Here is an 18,213-nt window from a genome sequence, read left to right on the forward strand (position 1 = left end):
AACTAACAACCAACTTTATAATTTCTAAGCATATTTAGCATCAAAGCTATCATTCCACTTTCCTTGGACCTTTAATACTTGTTCGATTACATCTCTAACACATCCTTTTCCTCCTTGTTTGTGAGAAATGTATTTAGAAATTTCTTTGATTTCAGCTACAGCATCATTTGGACAGCAAGGCATTCCTACCATCTTCATAACATGGTAATCGGGGATATCATCTCCCATATAAAGTGCATTTTCAGCTTTGATATTATAGACATCAAAATACTCATCTAGAGTATCTATTTTATTACTTACTCCGAGGTGGATATCTGTAATTCCAAGTCCGCGTAATCTTACACGTACGCCTTCGTTGTTTCCTCCAGAAATTATACAAATGTTGTAGCCTTTGTTTAGCGCTGTTTTCATTGCATACCCATCTTTTACATTCATAGTCCGAAGTAATTCCCCTTCAGAAGTAATAGAAATAATGCCGTCGGTTAAAACTCCATCAACATCAAAAATAAAGGTGGTAATATGTTCTAGGTATTCTTTATAACTTTTTTCTTCCATGAGTTTTAATTATTGCTGCTGTTAATAGTTTGTATATGTTTTTGTAATCTTCGTTTGTTAGTAATTCTAAATGCGAATTTATAGTTTCTGTATCATTTCTTTTTGCTGGTCCTGTTTGTGCTTCTTTAGGAGAGATTTCTTCAATTTTTTTTGAAGTTTCTTTAATTAAAGGTTGTAAAATTTCAAATGGAATGTCATGTTTTTTGCAAATATCGTGACCAATATAATATAACTGATTGACAAAATTATTGACAAAAACCGCCGATACATGAAGAATTTTACGTTGTTCAGAACTGATTTTAAAAACTTTGCTTGAAATAGTTTCCGCAAGGACTTTTAATATGTTTAAATCTGCTTCATTTTCAGCTTCAATACAAATTGGAATTTCATTAAAATCTACTTCTTTATTTTTTGAAAAAGATTGTAGCGGATAAAAAACTCCTCGTCTATTTTTTTCATTTAAATCCAACATCGAAACATTTCCAGAAGTATGAACTACCAAGCTGTTTGAAAAAGGGAGTTTATTGGAAAATTCGGGGATGGCATCATCATTTATTGCAAGAATATAAATAGCTGCTTCTAGTAATTCATTTATATTATTGGTAATTATTGTTGATTTTTCAAAACTCTTAATCTTGTCTAGATTCCTATTATAACATTGAATTAAGTCAATAGACTTATGGTTGCTAAACACTTTAAAAAAATGATGCGCAATATTACCTCCGCCAATAAGTACAATTTTTAACATGTTGCTAAATTACGGAATGCGGTTGATTTTGATTAATTATAACATAAAAAGTTACTATAAAATGGCTGTTTGTAGCGTTATCATTATTAATGGAATTTACAATCAAGTCCTAACCAACAAAAACAAGAAGTAAAAATCTCTTTTTTTACCGTGCTAATAAAATCCTAAATTAACGTAATAAATCATAAAAACGCCTTATTTTTGCGCACTGAAATTCAACTTAAAAAAATACCTTTAGGTAAGCCCATGAGGTATTTAAAATCTCACAATGTGAGTAAAACAAATAATACTGATGTTAGATTCCCTAAAGAAAATTCTATTCTCTACACGTTTAATGGCCATTCTTTTTGTAGTTTTTGCAACCGCTATGGCATTTGGAACTTTTATTGAAAATTGGTACAGTACCGAAACTTCCAAAATTTGGATTTACAATACTTGGTGGTTTGAGCTAATTATGCTCTTTTTTATGATAAATTTCTTCGGAAACATAAAACGCTACCGCTTATTTAGAAAAGAACAATGGCCTGTACTTTTATTACATTTATCTTTTGTTTTAATAATAGGTGGAGCTTTTGTAACCCGTTATATTGGTTATGAAGGAGCAATGCCTATTCGAGAGGGGCAAACTACCGACTATATTTTATCTCAAAAAAAGTATCTTTCTGCTTTTGTGGATGGAGAAATTGATGGAGAGCCTAAACGAAAAGCCCTACAGGATGAAATAATGGTTACCAAAGAAGCACTTAACTCTTCTTTGCCATGGAAATCCGATTTTAATGGAGCGCCTTTTACCATTTCTTATGCTGGTTTTATTGAAGGAGCAGAAGAAGGACTTGTAGAAACTGAAAATGGAGATACTTATTTAAAAATAGTAGAAGCTGGTGGCGGAAACAGACACGATCATTACTTAAAAAATGGCGAAGTTTCTAGCATTCATAATATATTATTCGCTTTAAATAAACCTACCGAAGGTGCCATTAATTTAACTATAAATGATAGTGTAAGTACCATACAATCTCCATTTGATGGAACTTTTATGCGAATGGCAGATCAGTTTCAAGGAACTGTTGTTAAGGATAGTTTACAACCTTTAATGTACCGCTCTTTATACAATGCAGCTGGAATGCAATTTGTTTTTCCAGATCAAGTTATAAAAGGAGAGTATGGAATAGTAGAAAAGGAAGTAAAAACTAAGAACGATCAAGATGCAATAATTCTAGATGTTACCGCCAATGGGGAAACTAAGCAAGTAAAAATTCTTGGAGGAGTAGGACATTTAAACGACCCAAAAACAGTAAAAGTAGGCGGGTTAGAGTTTCATTTATCTTACGGTTCTAGGAAAATTGATATCCCTTTTAGTATTACTTTAAACGATTTTGTAGCTGAAAAATATCCAGGAACTGAAAAAGGATATTCTTCTTTTATGAGTAAAGTTACCGTAAACGATGGGAGTCCGTTTGATTATGATATTTATATGAATCATGTTTTAGATCATGGAGGATATCGTTTCTTTCAATCTGGATTTGACCCAGATGAACAAGGAACTATTCTTTCTGTAAATCACGACCAATGGGGAACAAGAATTACATATCTGGGATACTTTTTATTATATGCTGGACTTATGGGAATTATGTTTTTCGGAAAAACACGTTTTATTAGTTTAGGAGAAATGTTAGAGAAAGTAAGGGCTAAAAAGGCAGCGTTATCTGTTGTGGTACTATTGTTTACTGTTTTTAATGGTTTTGCGCAAAATATTCCAATGCATGGAACCATAGATAATCCAGAAGAACCGCAGGTGGAAGAAGAGCATATGCATGTTACGGCACCAACAGACCGTCAAGTAGATTCAATTTTAAAAACCACCATTGTTTCTAAAGAGCATGCTGCTAAGTTTGGCGCTTTAGTGATGCAAGATAGTGAAGGGCGAATGAAACCTATAAATACATTTGCTTCTGAATTAATGAGAAAGTTACATTCTTCTGAAACATTTGAGGGGATGGATGCCAATCAGATATTGCTTTCTATGCTACAAAACCCAGGGCTCTGGTATAATGTAGATTTTATTAATATAACAAAGAAAAACGATAGTATCCGTACGGTTATTGGAGTTCCTTCTGATCAAAAATATGTAAAGGCAGTCGACTTTTTTGATGGGGTTAAATACAAGCTATCGTCTTATTTAGAAGAGGCATATGCAACCAAAATACCAAATCAATTTCAAAAAGATTTTAGAGCTTTTGACTTAAAATTAGGATTGATAAATCAAGCATTAGGAGGAGAGATCCTTCGTATTTATCCATTGCCAAATGACGATAATCATAAGTGGATTTCTGCAGCAGCATATCAAAAAGGAGCATACAAAGTAAAAGATTCATTGTACGCTAACTTCATCAATAAATCTTTGTCGTTTTATATGATGTCTTTACAACAGGCTAAAAGTACAGGCGATTATTCGCAAGCAGACAAGATTGTTGAAGCGTTTAAGCAGAATCAAAAAAATTATGGAGCGGAAGTAATGCCTTCGGATACTAGAGTCAAGGCTGAAATATTATACAATAAGATTAATATTTTTCAGGAGTTACTTGTTTGGTACATGTTATTAGGTTTCTTGATGTTTACTTTTATAATTGTTCAGCTTTTTAAAGATAACAAGCTGCTTAAAATTCTAATAAAAGTGTGTAGCATTGGGATTTTCATTCTATTTGTTTTCCATACATTAGGACTTGCTACGCGTTGGTATATTAGTGGCCATGCACCATGGAGTGATGCTTATGAAAGTGTGCTATATGTAGCTTGGAGTACCATGGGATTAGGATTGCTTTTTGCTAGAAAAAGTGGGCTTACAGTTGCATCTACAGCTTTTGTAACGGCTATTATTTTGTTTGGAGCGCATTTAAATTGGCTCGATCCAGCTATTGCTAACCTACAACCTGTACTAGATAGTTATTGGTTAATGATCCACGTTGCGGTTATTTCTGGTAGTTATGGACCATTTACTTTAGGGATGATTTTAGGAATTGTAACGCTTTTCTTGATGATTTTTACTACTAAAAAGAACAAAGCTAAGATGGATTTAAGCATTCAAGAGCTTACCATTATCAATGAACTGGCACTTACAGTAGGACTAGTAATGTTAACTATTGGAAACTTCCTTGGTGGACAATGGGCTAACGAGAGTTGGGGACGCTATTGGGGATGGGATCCAAAAGAAACATGGGCACTTATAAGTATTATGGTTTATGCTTTTGTAATTCATATGCGTTTGGTTCCTGGTTTACGTGGTAAATGGACATATAGTTTTGCCAGTATTGTTGCATATGCTAGTATTATGATGACTTATTTTGGAGTTAATTTCTACCTTTCTGGCTTACATTCTTACGCAAGTGGAGATAAAATTATAACCCCAACTTTTGTATATTATTCGGTTGCATTTGTGTTGGTATTAGGAGCTGTAAGTTACTGGAGGTATAGGAAAATAAATCAGAAATAGTAGTTTATTATTTCTTTTTTTGTGAGAATAATCTTTTAATGTTGTATATTTATTACTCGTTAATTATATATGTTTAACATTAAAAAACTAATTGTCATGAAGAATTTAGGATTTATTTTAGCTTTTGTTATGGGACTTGTAGTTATAAATACAAGCTCAGCGCAAGTAGATTTCCCCAAAGCCGATTTTTTAAATACAATGAATAGTTTTGATGATATCGGACTAGATCTATCTCCAGATAAATCTAGTGAGCTAAAGGATTTGAATAAAGGATTAGTGGATAATGTTTCAGACATATTAAATAGCGATAAAGATCAGGATAAAAAAATAGCCGACTTAAAATCGCTTCAAAAAGATACTAAAAAGAAGGGAATAGATATCCTTGGGGAAGATGACTTTAATAAGTACAAAAAGTCTATGAAAAAGAAGCTTAAGCCTTTTAATAGAAAGGTAAAACTTTTAAAATATGCATTGTAAACTAAATGCATTTGGTTTGATATAGTAGGAGTTATCGATAATTAATAATACAAAAGCTGAACAGTGGTCTCATTGTTCAGCTTTTGTATGTCTTACCTATTTAGCCACAAATACCCAGATTTATTTTATCACTTTTTATGGATAGTTTTTTTCTTTATAACTTCTGACTTAAAGAGGCAAAGAGGCAAAGAGGCAAAGTTTTAAATTTGTGAATGTACTAATTTGAAAATTTGAAGATGAAAAAGAAGACCGAAGTCAGGAGGCTTTATGCTCTAAGCTATATGTTGTCCGTCTCCCGATGTACTTCCCTGATATAAATTGACTTTAAGTGGTCAACCTATATCAGGGAAGTAGACTTTTACTTCGGGCTTCGGACTTCAGACTCCCGACTTTTTCAATCTTTCAATCTTTCAATTTTTCAATATAAGGTAAAGTGTTCAGTATGCAGTTTTTTTCATTGTAACATCGTAACTCCATAACAGCATAACTTTTACTTCGGGCTTCGGTCATCGGACTCCCGACTTTTTCAATCCTTCAATCTTTCAATCTTTCAATCTTTCAATTTTTAAATTTTTAAATATAAAATAAAGTGTTCAGTAGGCAGTCTTCAGTTTGCAGTAAGTTTATGGTTAACTACAAATTCGAAAAAGAGTTAGAATGCATCTATACTCTTTGCTCTTTATTCTTGTTTCCCCTTTTTCTCCCGACTTTTTCAATCCTTCAATCTTTCAATCTTTCAATCTTTAAATTTTTAAATATAAAGCATAGTGTTCAGTAGGCAGTCTTCAGTTTGCAGTAAGTTTATGGTTAACTACAAATTCGAAAAAGAGTTAGAATGCATCTATACTCTTTGCTCTTTATTCTTATCTCCTGTCTTCTGTCTTCCGTCTTCCGTCTTCTTTCTCTATTCTTATTTCATCTTAATACTTTGTACTAAGTACTTAATACTATTTAGCCATTCGTGTATTTGTGGCAGAACAACTTAACAATGAAACAAAAAGATGTTAATATGGTTAAAAATGAAGCTTTTTAATTATTAAAACCGCAAATAAGTTTCTTTAAATATTATATATTCGCAATCTAACTTAAACTATTATTTGGCATGGCAATACTTTCCTTTGTAGGATTTACGCTTCTTGTGGCAATAATCGCATATTTTGCTACAAAAAAAACAAACGAAAGCTCATCAGATGGATACTTTCTTGGAGGTCGAAGTTTAACAGCAGGAGTAGTAGCAGGCTCCTTATTATTAACAAATTTATCTACCGAACAGATAGTTGGTCTTAACGGACAGGCATATTCAGAAGGAATTCTAGTAATGGCTTGGGAAACTTTAGCAGCTATTGCAATGGTAATTACTGCTATTTACTTACTACCACGTTATTTAAAAGGCGGACTAACAACGGTTCCTCAATTTTTAGAAACACGTTACGACAAAGGGACTAAAACAATAGCTTCAGGACTCTTTTTGTTAGGGTATGTTGTTATTTTTTTACCAATTGTTTTATACTCTGGTTCTTTAGCAATTTCAACTATGTTCAACATCCCAGAAATGCTAGGCGTTTCGCTTAATACTTCTATTTGGATTTGTGTATGGGGAATTGGAATTATAGGCTCTATATACGCTATTTTTGGAGGTTTAAAAGCAGTAGCAGTTTCAGATACAGTAAATGCTGTGGGGCTTTTAATAGGAGGTTTAATGATTCCTGTTTTTGGATTAATGATGATTGGAGATGGTTCCATGACGGAAGGGATTACAACCCTAATGCGAGAGGCTCCAGAAAAATTCAAATCTATGGGAGATAGCTCAAGTTCTGTGCCTTTTAGTACTATTTTTACAGGTTTAATGCTTGTACAAATGTTCTATTGGGGAACAAATCAAGCTATTATTCAACGTGCACTTGCTGCAAAAAACCTGAAAGAAGGTCAAAAAGGACTGTTATTGGCTGCTTTTATTAAAATATTAGGGCCGCTTATTGTTGTGCTTCCTGGTATTATTGCTTTTTATATTTTTGGTCCAGATTTGGAAACTCCAGATCAGGCGTATCCTTTATTGGTTAATAAAGTTCTTCCTACAGCTTTAATTGGATTCTTTGCTGCAGTACTTTTTGGAGCTATATTAAGTTCGTTTAACAGTGCTTTAAATAGTTCTGTAACCTTATTTAGTATTGATTTTTACAAGGAGTATATCAATAAAGATGCTTCTGAAATTACCGTTATTAAAAATGGAAAGTATTTCGGGATTGTATTGGCAATTGCAGCAATGCTTATTGCTCCTTTTATTGCAAATGCTCCAAATGGATTGTTTGGATACCTACAAGAAGTTAATGGATGTTATAGTATTCCAATCTTAACAATTATTGCGGTTGGATACGCTACAAAACGTGTTCCAGCCCTCGCTGCCAAAGTGGGAATTGCTTCTGGAGTATTACTGTATATTGTATATCTATTACTGAAGTATTTTGTTGTAGGAGAAGACAATATGCCGCATTACCTTCATGTAATGGCAATATTATTTGTTATCAATATCCTTATCATGTTGATTATTGGTAAAGTTGCGCCAAGGGAAACAGATTTTGAATTAGAATACACTCAAAAAGTAAGTATTGAACCTTATAAATTCTTAGTGCCTGTAGGAATTACAATATGTGTTATTGTAATAGGAATTTATATGTACTTCGCATAGATTATAGATATATAAAACTTTATAAATTATTATAATAAGCTCCATTTTGGAGCTTATTTTTTTTACTATATTTATAAATGTAAATAAAGTATGACATGTTGAGAAAAGTTTTCGGTAGCTCAGTATTTGGAATTGAAGCCACAACAATAACTGTAGAAGTTAATATAGGGCAGGGGATAGGTTATCATTTGGTAGGGCTACCAGATAATGCAATTAAAGAGAGTAATTATAGAATAGCTTCTGCACTTCAATTTAATGGCTTTAAAATTCCGGGTAAAAAAATTACTATAAACATGGCGCCTGCAGATATGCGTAAGGAAGGTTCTGCATACGATTTAACCTTGGCTATAGGAATATTAACGGCTTCAGAGCAAATAAAAGCAACGGGTTTAGAAGAGTATATAATTATGGGAGAGCTGTCTTTAGATGGGACACTCCAACCCATAAAAGGGGCTTTACCAATTGCTATAAAAGCTAAGGAAGAAGGCTTTAAGGGGTTTATTTTACCAGATGAAAACGCTAAAGAAGCGGCAATAGTAGCAGGAATAAATGTATTTGGTGTAAAAGATATTAAAGAAGTAATTGCATTTTTTGATGAAGAAATTCCACTGGAGCAGACCATTGTAGATATTAAAGAAGAATTTTCAAAAGCATTAGATTTTCCTGAGTTTGATTTTGCAGATGTAAAAGGACAAGAAAGTATTAAGCGAAGTATGGAAATAGCGGCAGCAGGGGGACATAATATTATTTTAATTGGACCTCCAGGTTCTGGAAAGACGATGTTAGCAAAACGTCTGCCTTCTATTTTACCGCCTATGACGTTGCATGAAGCTTTAGAAACTACTAAAATTCATTCCGTAACTGGGCGGACTATTAATTCGGGGATTATGAATTACCGTCCTTTTAGGAGTCCACACCATACTATTTCTGATGTTGCCCTTGTTGGTGGTGGTGCTTATCCGCAGCCTGGAGAGATTTCAATGGCTCATAATGGTGTTTTATTTTTAGATGAATTACCCGAGTTTAAACGAAGTGTTTTAGAGGTAATGAGGCAGCCGTTGGAAGATAGAGAGGTAACCATTTCTAGAGCTAAATTTACAGTAACTTATCCGTCTAGTTTTATGCTAGTGGCTAGTATGAATCCAAGTCCTGGAGGGTATTTTAACGATCCAAATGCCCCAGTAACCTCCACTCCAGCAGAAATGCAACGGTATTTGAGCAAAATTTCTGGTCCGCTTTTAGATCGAATTGATATTCATATTGAAGTGACTCCTGTTCCTTTTGAAAAGCTTTCCGAAGAAAGAAAAGGAGAACGAAGTACTGTAATTAGAGAACGAGTTACAAAAGCTAGAGAATTACAAACGCAACGTTTTGAAGCCTTACCAAATATTCATTACAATGCGCAAATGAATACAAAACAAATACGAGAGTATTGTAAACTCGAAGTTTCTTCGTTGGAGTTATTAAAAAAAGCAATGGAACGCTTAAACCTTTCCGCTAGAGCTTACGACCGTATTTTAAAAGTAGCTAGAACAATAGCCGATTTGGAGAATGAAACTTCTATCAATGGAAACCATATAAGCGAAGCCATTCAATATAGAAGCTTAGATAGAGAGGGATGGTTGGGGTAATATTTAGGTTGGTTTTATATATATTTATAATATTCTATTGGAAATTAACTACCTTGAGGCAAGCCTAGGAGGTATTCAAAGGAAAATAATTTAATCAATTTCGACGTAGAATCCTTCAAGATACTTAGGGCAGACTCTAGAAAATGAAATCCTCAATGAAGGATTTAAAGGTTTTATCTATTATTTTTTTGCACTTTATTTTTCTTAGTTAATAGAATAATATTATACATTTTTAAGAATAATTATTTTGAATATCAGATATTTAACTTATTTTCAAGTTCAGTTTAATCTAAGATAAAAATATCATGAAAAAACCTTTACTTCTTCTCTCAATATCAATTTTAATAATTGGATGTATATCACAAAAACAATATGCAGCATTAGAAGCTAATCAGAAGGAATTAGAATCTGAGATTAATCAGAAAAATATGGAATTAAATACCATATATGAGCAATACTCAAATACTGAGTTATTTATGAAAACTCAGCGCTTGAAAAATTTTTCAGGAAATATAATCAACGATTCAATTAGTTTAAATAGTGCTAAATTGAGTACTGATTATTCTAATTCAGATTTGCCAAAATCATTTCTAGAGAGGAATTTCTTTATAGGATTAAGCGCAAACTCTTATGACATCAATAGAGTAGTAGGGAGATTTTATAAAAAAGTAGCAGATAATAAATACTCACCAGTAACCCTTGAAGGTGAGTTATTAAAAGAAGGAAAACTAATTGAGGTTGACATTATTGATGATGGAGCTTTATTTAAAAGCTATATTGAAGAAGGTTCTAGTTTGAATGGTTCAACAGTATTTGGTGGATTTGAAGCAGGTAAAAAAGAAGTGATTGAAATTGGAGTTGTTGATGTTGCTAAAGCGTCAATACCTACAAGTTCTATAAATAAAGAATTGTATAATAAGTATTTAAAAAAAATACAATCTTTTGAAGATAGTGATAAATATTATTATGTTGAAACGGTTACTTTGACAATTGCAACAGGTAATTTATTTAAAGAAGACAAATTTAAAGCAAGTATTGCTGCCTCTACTTATTTCACAGTTGGAGGGGAAACATATAAATCTTCTAATTTATTTAAACGAAACCGTATATTATCTGTTGATTTTAGTAATGTTTCAAATTTAATCGCTACAATAAATTTAGATGATGAGTAAGTCTTATTAACTACACCACCACATTAAAAAAACAACAGATGTAACTCTTGTTGATTGGGCGCTTACCCGAAGCCTGAAGAGATTTCCATAGCTTATAATTGCGTATTATTACTGAAGGAATTAACCGAATTGAAACGAAGTGTTTTAGAGATAATGGAGTGACCACTAGAAATCACATTAGCGAAGCCATTCAATATAGAAGCTTAGATAGAGAAGGGTGGTTAGGATAGTATCTAGTGTGGTTTTATAGATTCAAGACATGGATTAAATCCCTCATGTTGCTACTCTAAAATTTTAAATCCCGATATTAAACTTACTTTTTTTGCTGAACTTACTAATAGTGCTTTAAGCAAGGAAATCAAAGATTTATTTGTGAATTAGTTACAAACAGAGCGGTTTAGTGAGATAAGGTTATTTTATAAATAATTTTCTAATTAAATTTAGTCATTCACAAAACTTACAGTATATTTATTCATAACGATTAGTACTTTTTAAAATCTTGTAATTAAAGGATTTGTAGAAAATGGATGAAATTATCATTAATTGTGATTTAGGAGAAGGAATCGGGAATGAGGAACAGCTAATGCCTTACATCCAATCCTGTAATATTGCTTGTGGGGGACATGCTGGAAATAGAGAAACCATAGAAAAGGTTGTGGAATTGGCAGTACAAAATAACGTTGCTATTGGCGCGCATCCTTCCTATCCTGATAAAGAAAATTTCGGGCGAGTATCGCTTTCTATTTCAGAAGAACAGCTTATTAATTCCATACAGCAACAACTAAACTTGTTCCAAGAGGTGTTGACTAAGAAAGGAGCTTCGCTACATCATATAAAACCTCATGGTGCATTATATAATGATATTGCTAAGGATGAAGATTTAGCAATGACTTTTTTAAAAGCGATTGGAGATTATAAAAATGAAATGGGAATTTACGTACCTTATAAAAGTAAGATTGCTAGAAAAGCCTTACAGAATGGATTCCGAATTTTCTATGAAGCTTTTGCAGACCGTGCTTATAATGATGATTTGTCGTTAGTAAGTAGAACGCTTCCTAATGCAATATTAACAAATAAAGAGGAAGTCTTAAAACAAGTGCTTCATATAGCAAAAAATGACAGTGTTGTTACTATCAATAATAAAATTGTAGCAACAGATGCTTCTACGTTTTGTGTACATTCAGATACTGAAAATGCACAGGAGATTGTGGAATTTTTATATAATAACATACAAACAGCAACCATTGGATAAATTCAAATTAGAATATCGGCAATACGGAAATAAAGCGTTGTTAATTGAATGGCCTCGAATGGTTAATGAAGCTATTTTAAATGATATTTTGAAGTTTAAAAACGCCATCCTTCAGGAAATAGATACTTTTGAGCTTATTCCTGCATACAATTCTTTGACTTTAATTTCAACAACACCAATCGATTTTAAGTCGCTTACCTCACGCTTAAAGAAAGTGTACAAACAGAATTATACTTTTGAGAAAATTCAGAAAAAATTATGGCATATTCCAGTTTGTTATGATCTCGACTTCGGAATAGATTTAGAAGCTTTTTCCTTAGAAAAAAAGTTGAATATAGAAGAGATAATTAAATTCCATTCCGAACCTTTATACACTATTTATTGTATTGGTTTTTTACCTGGCTTTATGTATTTAGGCGGACTTAATAAAACTCTTCATCATCCGAGAAGAGGAGTGCCTCGTTTGCAAATCCCGCAAGGTTCTGTAGGAATTGGAGGTGAGCAAACAGGGATTTATCCTCAAGAATCCCCTGGTGGATGGAATATTATAGGGAATTCGCCTGTTAAAGTTTTTAATACAAATAATGAAAATCCTTGTGGCGTTAGTGTAGGAGATAAAATTAAATTTTATCCTATTAATAAAGACGAGCACGAACTAATTACCATTCAAGTAGCTGCTGGAATTTTTCATTTAAAAACATATGAGTTAGATGATACAAATACATAAACCCGGGTTTTATTCTTCTATTCAAGATTTAGGTCGGTTTGAATATCGAGATAAAGGGGTACCTATTTCTGGTGTTATGGATATGATTTCTGCAAAATTTGCAAATAAACTTATTGGAAATCCAGAAAAAGCGGCTGTTTTAGAAATAACGATGACGGGACCTGAATTAGAATTTAATGAAGAAACGCTTATAGCTATTAGTGGCGCTATTATCTCTCCAAAACTTAATGGAAATGATATCTATAATGACGAAGTTTATCATATAAAAAAAGGAGATATGATCTCTTTTGGGAAATTAAAAAATGGATTTCGTTGTTATTTAGCCGTTCAAGGCGGATTTAAAACCGAAACTGTTCTAGGAAGTAAATCGTGGTATGTTTCTTTAACCAACTATTCTCATTTGCAAAGGGGAAAAACATTGGAAATAGCTAAACGGAAAGAATATAAGGTAAAAGAACATTTACCAGGAATGAATCACGATTTTAATAATAAAGAATTGGAGGTTTACAAAGGTCCAGAATTTAATTTACTGTCTAAAGACCAAGTAAACCAAGTGTTAAGCGGAATATTTAATGTTGCAAAGGAAAATAGCCGAATGGCATATCAATTAAAGCAACAGCTTTTTCCACATAAATATTCTATTTTAACCTCGTCAACCCTGCCAGGAACAGTTCAATTTACCCCTGCTGGAAAACTTATTATTTTAATGAAAGACGCACAAACAACTGGGGGATATCCTAGAATTTTACAGCTTACAGAAGAAGCTATAGCGCTGTTGGCGCAAAAACGTACAGATGAAGAAATTATCTTTTCATTAAAAGAGTGATTTTTCTGAAGGAGAAATCTTTTCTTTTTGATGAATTTCTTCAGAAATTAAAATAATAATGTCGTTTTTACTCAAGGATTTAGAAACTAAAGTAGCTTTTTCCTTGAAACTATCATGGGTAAGAAAAAGTGTCAATAAACCGTTTGAAAAATCCGCAAAGTTTATTTTTTCTTGGTAATGAATCATATTACTGTCATAAGCCATACAAACCAATTCTTGAATAATTTTACGAGCCGTATTAATTTTGTTTTCTATAGGTTTTAAGGCGTTAGAAACAGTTTTTGTAATATTAGGAATTAAAGCGGATGCTTTGTCTAATTGAAACCTCTTTTGCGGAATACGTTGATCCAAAGCCCAACGTGAGGCTAATAATTGAATTCTATAGGTTGCTATAGCTGTAAATTCCGACAATTGGTTCCTTCGGAAGATATCTTCAATTTCATTTAAAAAACGGTATAATTCATCGGAAGCACTTAAATCGTCATTCTCAATTAAGTATTTAATTTTCCCTACAGAATGGGTGGTTTTGGAGTTTACACATTGGAAAACATCCAAATAAGAGGTAGTATGTGTCATCTTGCTTTTTGTTTTTAGCAAAATAAAGAAAATATCCGCCAGTTAAAAGGGGAAAATACCTAGTTACGTTTTCGACCAAATGGGAGCTAAAAACGTTTATAAAAGGCATTTAGCGCAAGTTAATATTTTTATATTTAAAGTATAGAAGCTTTAGTTGTTTGTCGTACTGATTACGTTTAAAAGAAGGGCCATTGTAGGCACGAGAAAAAGCTTCCCATTGGTGATTTTTTAAGTAACCTATTAAATTATTTACCTCAAGAAATTTTCCAAAAGCTTTTAAATGTTCTCTTTCATGGGTTTGCATAGCCTCTACAAAAGCTGTTATAGATGGATATCCCAAAGATTTGTAATGATATCCCATTATTTGAAATGTTCCCCAAGAGGTTGCTGCGTGGGCACTTTCATAAAAAGCTGCATTAGCTTCTAGTGTTGCAGCAATTCTTAATCTATTGTATTCTCCTTCGCCACCAACATAATATTTCTTTGTCCATTTCTTGTAAAGTACATGTTTAGTATTTTCATTAACATAAGGGGCTGGATCTATATTTCTTTTTACTAATTCTCTCCAAAAAACATGTCCTTCAAATAGTATTTTAGCTTTACCAGAAAGGAGAAAGCCTTTTCCGTTACTTTCAATCTCATTTATAGCTTTAACAGTAGCAAGTTCTATCTCAAACTTTTGTGCAAAATTAATTAAGTCTTTTTCAGAAAGTAGTTTGTCGGTATTATTAAAAAGCTCTCTTTCTATGCTTAATAATTTACTCCAAGTTTTTACTCCTACAATTCCATCTACAACTAAATCATTTTTTTGCTGAAAATCTTTTACCGCATTATCGGTATCTTTTCCAAAGTAATTAGAAATATATATGGAGTATCCTAATTTAAAGAGAATTTGTTCTAAGAGATAAACTGCGGGGTCGGAAGATTTGTATTTGAGGACTTTCATATATGTTGTTTTTAATGAACACTTTAAGTTACTTATTTTAACTAGTATAATCAAAATAGTTTCTATTTAAAAATGTCTTCAATAAGTAACGTTGTGCGAGGTTATAAGTATTTCATCAAAAAAATAAGGAAACCATCGGATATAAACGTTAAAATATATATTTTAGTGGACGAAAGAAAAATTTTTAACCTAAAACAAATAATTAAACCAACTACAAAATGGCGAAAAAACCAAAAAAGTGTATTACACACAAAAAAGCGATAAAACTACAAGACAAGTACGCTAAAACTATTGAAAAAGCGCTTAAAAAAGAATTCGGAAAAGAATTTGCTAGTCAGTTTTGGTGGTCTTTAGAAGAGTTAGAAGAGTACATTGCATATTTTAAACAAGAAGCAAAAGACAAAGGGTATAAAGACTTGGGGTTACGTTTTTCTTTAGGAAGATATAATGACGACGATAAAGAAGGAAATATCTCTGGGTTTATTATGCCTACAGGTGTTAAAGACGTTCCTACTGTTGCAAAAAGCGCCAAAGCAGCTGAACCTGAAATGATTGAAGGTGTGGATTCTTATAATGATTCATCAATGGGATGGCCTCCTAATTAAGTGGAGAAAATTAGTGAAGCTATATGTTATATTTACGAATTTTAATTTTTCTTTTTATTATAGCTGCTACTGTTATAGCAAGTATTACCTATAAAAAGTACCGAGATACCCCCAATCGGTACTTTTTGTATTTATTACTATTAACGTTAGGAACAGAATGTATAGGATATAGTTATATCTATTTTCATTTTTTTCCTCAAACAACTTTCACCGTTTTTTTTAAGGGAATACTTCCAGAAGTAATTTCAGAACAAAATTATTGGGCATTTAATATATTTCGAATAATTACCTTTTATCTTTATTTATACTATTTTTTAAGATTGTTAAAAAAGCTTAAGCATAGGCGGTATATCTATGTTATATTATTAATTTATACTGTTTTTGTGATATTAGATTTAACTTTAAGGAGTGAAGGTTTCTTTTCTAAAAGCTTAATGTGGGTTCGTATTTCAGGGACTTTATCGATCTTATTGGCTACCACCTTTTATTTTAATGAGATTTTTGATTCCGATAAAATTTTAAACATCTATAAAGAACTTTCTTTTTGGCTTATAATAGGCTCTCTTTTTTATTATTTAGTAACAGTACCTATAACTATTTTCACTAGGCTTTTTTACAATTTCCAAGGAATTTATGTTTCTATATTACTGCTTTCTAACATAGTGCTTTATGGCTGCTTTATTATTGGTTTTGTAGTGAATGCAAGAAAAAGTGTTTTAGAAAGGGGAAAAGCCCCCTATTAATGGAAGGTGTAAAATTTAAATTTGTCAGCAAATGTTTTATTTATAACAATTATTTAATGTTATTTATAAACAGAGAGAGAATCCTAAATTAAACTATAATCAACTACCTCGAGGTAGTTGATTTATCGAGGAATTAAATATTAGAAAAACTTATCCTAATTAATGGAACACGAAGAGGAAATTGTTGGTTTAATTTTATATGTCAGTTTTATTATAATAATCGTTGTAATATATGCCACTAAATACTTTTTATCATATCAACAGAAAAAAACACAATTTTTACTAGAAAGAGTTGAGGATAAGCAAAACTATGAAAAGGAGCTTACAAAAGCTCAAACAGAAATTCAAGAACAAACCCTTAAAAATATTAGTTGGGAATTGCATGATAATGTTGGCCAATTGCTTTCGGTAGCGAAGATGCAATTAAATATGCTACAGAATGATATCTCTCCAGAAAAGCAAAAATTTTACGAAGAAGCTGTTTATGTTCTAGGGCAGGGAGTAAGTGAAATAAGACAATTATCTCATACATTAAATACTGATTTTATTTCTAGAAGAGGCTTAGAAGAATCTTTAAAAATAGAAATTGACCGTTTTAAAAGGCTAAATTTTATTAGTATAAATTATACAATTGAAGGCGATTTTTATGCTATTGATAAAAAAGACGAAATTATTATTTTTAGAATCTTTCAAGAGTGTTTTTCTAATGTGGTAAAATATTCTAAAGCGGCTAACTTGGCAGTGCTATTAAAATATACCCCTTCTTATTTATATGTAAAAGTTGTGGACGATGGTGTTGGTTTTGACGTTGAAGCTGCACAAAATGGAACGGGGATTATGAATATGCAGATGCGAGCTAAATTAATTGAAGCAGATTTTTCTATTGAAAGTAAAAAGAATGAAGGAGTTTCTGTAACTTTGGTGTATCCAACTAAGCCAAAAGAGTAATGAAAAAATATGATATTGCAATTGTAGATGACCATTTGCTATTTGCTAAATCCCTAACTTCCCTAATAGATTCTTTTGATAAATACCAAGTTTCTTTCCATGCTGTTAACGGTCAAAGTTTAATAAACACAATACAGCATAAACCCATGCCAGATGTAATTTTGATGGATATAAATATGCCAGTTTTGAATGGAGTGGAGACAATGAAGTGGTTGTATAAAAATCATCCAGAACAAAAAGTTATTGCGCTTTCTATGGACGATAGCGAGGAGATTATAATTAAAATGTTGTGTAATGGCGCCAAAGGGTATTTGTTAAAAGATATTCACCCAGACACATTGGAAAAAGCTATAGACGATGTTATCCATAAAGGCTTTTATTACTCAGATAGAATTACTAATGAGTTGTTGGACGCTGTTTTAAAAGAAGAAAATAAAGTGAATGGAGTGGAGCTTAAAGACCGTGAAATACAGTTTTTAAAATTGGCTTGTACTGAAATGACTTATAAAGAGATTGCTGCTGAAATGTTTTTATCTCCTAAAACAATAGATGGCTATCGAGAAAGTCTTTTTGATAAACTCCAAGTTAGGAGTCGTATTGGATTAGTACTCTACGGAATTAAAAACAAGTATATTAAATTGTAAATAAAAGGAAGCTTTTTAAAAAGCACCATCTATCATCCTTGTTGTGTTTATTGCGTTATCCTAGGTTTGGTATGCTGTAGCCTTAAGTTATATTAGGATTGCAAGTTGTTTATCCTGAATCTGTTGTACGTTATTCTGAGCTTGTCGTAATAAGTTATCTTAAGATTGCGGTTTGTCATCCTAAGCT

16 protein-coding genes are annotated in these 18,213 nt (G+C 32.1%); 12 read left to right on the forward strand and 4 right to left on the reverse strand.

The features are described from left to right. Nucleotides 1–24: 24 nt before the first annotated feature. Nucleotides 25–555: a KdsC family phosphatase gene (locus JOOMADRAFT_RS14685; RefSeq protein WP_008614709.1), complete on the reverse strand. Its 531-nt coding sequence runs from the start codon at nucleotides 553–555 to the stop codon at nucleotides 25–27. Beyond that, nucleotides 536–1,303, reverse strand: a complete 768-nt coding sequence (locus tag JOOMADRAFT_RS14690) for a Rossmann-like and DUF2520 domain-containing protein (RefSeq protein WP_008614710.1) — start codon at nucleotides 1,301–1,303, stop codon at nucleotides 536–538. The genes JOOMADRAFT_RS14685 and JOOMADRAFT_RS14690 overlap by 20 nt, the downstream gene beginning before the upstream one ends. A gap of 292 nt (nucleotides 1,304–1,595) precedes the next feature. Between JOOMADRAFT_RS14690 and ccsA the strand changes: the two genes are divergently transcribed. From ccsA to JOOMADRAFT_RS14730, 9 genes are all read left to right on the forward strand, one after another. After that, complete coding sequence (gene ccsA / locus JOOMADRAFT_RS14695) at nucleotides 1,596–4,793, forward strand: cytochrome c biogenesis protein CcsA (protein WP_008614711.1); 3,198 nt, start codon at nucleotides 1,596–1,598, stop codon at nucleotides 4,791–4,793. A 96-nt stretch (nucleotides 4,794–4,889) separates the two neighbouring features. Continuing rightward, nucleotides 4,890–5,270 (forward strand): hypothetical protein, encoded by a 381-nt coding sequence (locus JOOMADRAFT_RS14700; RefSeq protein ID WP_008614713.1) that lies wholly within the window; start codon nucleotides 4,890–4,892, stop codon nucleotides 5,268–5,270. 1,102 nt (nucleotides 5,271–6,372) lie between these two features. Next, nucleotides 6,373–7,956, forward strand: a complete 1,584-nt coding sequence (locus tag JOOMADRAFT_RS14705) for a solute:sodium symporter family transporter (RefSeq protein WP_008614714.1) — start codon at nucleotides 6,373–6,375, stop codon at nucleotides 7,954–7,956. A 95-nt stretch (nucleotides 7,957–8,051) separates the two neighbouring features. Continuing rightward, on the forward strand, nucleotides 8,052–9,587 hold the full coding sequence (locus JOOMADRAFT_RS14710; RefSeq protein WP_008614715.1) for a YifB family Mg chelatase-like AAA ATPase: 1,536 nt from the start codon (nucleotides 8,052–8,054) through the stop codon (nucleotides 9,585–9,587). A 305-nt stretch (nucleotides 9,588–9,892) separates the two neighbouring features. After that, nucleotides 9,893–10,759 (forward strand): hypothetical protein, encoded by an 867-nt coding sequence (locus JOOMADRAFT_RS14715; RefSeq protein WP_008614716.1) that lies wholly within the window; start codon nucleotides 9,893–9,895, stop codon nucleotides 10,757–10,759. 54 nt (nucleotides 10,760–10,813) lie between these two features. Further along, entirely contained in the window at nucleotides 10,814–10,921 is a 108-nt protein-coding gene (locus tag JOOMADRAFT_RS20200; RefSeq protein WP_157136692.1) for an ATP-binding protein, read from the forward strand. A gap of 361 nt (nucleotides 10,922–11,282) precedes the next feature. After that, entirely contained in the window at nucleotides 11,283–12,011 is a 729-nt protein-coding gene (gene pxpA / locus JOOMADRAFT_RS14720) for a 5-oxoprolinase subunit PxpA (RefSeq protein ID WP_008614717.1), read from the forward strand. Further along, entirely contained in the window at nucleotides 12,004–12,738 is a 735-nt protein-coding gene (pxpB, locus tag JOOMADRAFT_RS14725; RefSeq protein ID WP_008614719.1) for a 5-oxoprolinase subunit PxpB, read from the forward strand. The genes pxpA and pxpB overlap by 8 nt, the downstream gene beginning before the upstream one ends. Next, the gene (locus JOOMADRAFT_RS14730) at nucleotides 12,722–13,564 is read left to right on the forward strand and encodes a 5-oxoprolinase subunit C family protein (protein ID WP_008614721.1); all 843 of its coding nucleotides are present in this window, start codon (nucleotides 12,722–12,724) and stop codon (nucleotides 13,562–13,564) included. Before pxpB ends, JOOMADRAFT_RS14730 begins: the two co-directional genes overlap by 17 nt. Here JOOMADRAFT_RS14730 and JOOMADRAFT_RS14735 read toward each other — a convergent pair. Both JOOMADRAFT_RS14735 and JOOMADRAFT_RS14740 read right to left on the reverse strand, forming a co-directional pair. Then, nucleotides 13,553–14,140: a hypothetical protein gene (locus JOOMADRAFT_RS14735; RefSeq protein WP_008614722.1), complete on the reverse strand. Its 588-nt coding sequence runs from the start codon at nucleotides 14,138–14,140 to the stop codon at nucleotides 13,553–13,555. The two genes, JOOMADRAFT_RS14730 and JOOMADRAFT_RS14735, sit on opposite strands and share 12 nt — an antisense overlap. 109 nt (nucleotides 14,141–14,249) lie before the next feature. Then, the gene (locus JOOMADRAFT_RS14740) at nucleotides 14,250–15,086 is read right to left on the reverse strand and encodes an N-acetylmuramidase domain-containing protein (protein ID WP_008614723.1); all 837 of its coding nucleotides are present in this window, start codon (nucleotides 15,084–15,086) and stop codon (nucleotides 14,250–14,252) included. Nucleotides 15,087–15,304: 218 nt separating this feature from the next. Here JOOMADRAFT_RS14740 and JOOMADRAFT_RS14745 point away from each other — a divergent pair, with 218 nt between their 5' ends. The 3 genes from JOOMADRAFT_RS14745 (at nucleotide 15,305) to JOOMADRAFT_RS14760 (ending at nucleotide 18,026) form a co-directional block, all read left to right on the forward strand. Then, the gene (locus JOOMADRAFT_RS14745; protein ID WP_008614724.1) at nucleotides 15,305–15,691 is read left to right on the forward strand and encodes a hypothetical protein; all 387 of its coding nucleotides are present in this window, start codon (nucleotides 15,305–15,307) and stop codon (nucleotides 15,689–15,691) included. Nucleotides 15,692–16,596: 905 nt separating this feature from the next. Beyond that, complete coding sequence (locus tag JOOMADRAFT_RS14755; protein ID WP_008614726.1) at nucleotides 16,597–17,382, forward strand: sensor histidine kinase; 786 nt, start codon at nucleotides 16,597–16,599, stop codon at nucleotides 17,380–17,382. Beyond that, entirely contained in the window at nucleotides 17,382–18,026 is a 645-nt protein-coding gene (locus JOOMADRAFT_RS14760; RefSeq protein WP_008614727.1) for a response regulator transcription factor, read from the forward strand. Before JOOMADRAFT_RS14755 ends, JOOMADRAFT_RS14760 begins: the two co-directional genes overlap by 1 nt. Nucleotides 18,027–18,213 lie beyond the last annotated feature (187 nt).

Origin of the sequence: Galbibacter orientalis DSM 19592 (genome assembly GCF_000260115.1) — a bacterium.
GTDB lineage: Bacteria > Bacteroidota > Bacteroidia > Flavobacteriales > Flavobacteriaceae > Galbibacter > Galbibacter orientalis.